Genomic DNA, 482 nt, shown 5'->3' with positions numbered 1-482 from the left:
CTGGTACGCCGACCTGCCGGTGGCCTCGCCGCAGGTCTTCGGCGACCAGACCGACGTCCCCGAGTCCGCCGACTGGTGGAACGCCGCGTACCTGATCATGTGGGGCTCCAACGTCCCGGTCACGCGCACGCCCGACGCGCACTTCATGGCCGAGGCGCGCTACCGCGGCCAGAAGGTCGTCACCGTCAGCCCCGACTACGCCGACAACACGAAGTTCGCCGACGAGTGGCTCGCACCCCACCCGGGCACCGACGGCGCGCTCGCCATGGCGATGGGCCACGTCGTGCTGCGCGAGTTCCTGGTCGAGCGCCGCACGCCGCGGTTCGCGCAGTACCTGCAGCGGTTCACCGACGCGCCGCACCTCGTGCGCCTCGAGCCGCGCGGCGACGCGTACGTGCCCGACAAGTTCCTCACGGGCGACCAGCTCCCCGAGCCCACGGCCGACCGCGACGGCGCGTTCCAGACCGTCGTGCTCGACGCCG

General features: G+C 72.6%; 1 protein-coding gene. It reads left to right on the top strand.

What is annotated here, in order from left to right; all coding sequences use genetic code 11:
• Nucleotides 1–482: molybdopterin-dependent oxidoreductase (locus G3I71_RS46990; RefSeq protein WP_164325067.1), on the top strand; the 482-nt coding region annotated here is incomplete at both ends.

Origin of the sequence: Streptomyces sp. SID12501 (assembly GCF_010550245.1) — a bacterium.
Classification (GTDB): Bacteria; Actinomycetota; Actinomycetes; order Streptomycetales; family Streptomycetaceae; genus Streptomyces.
This window is presented reverse-complemented; position numbering and strand designations above follow the sequence as displayed.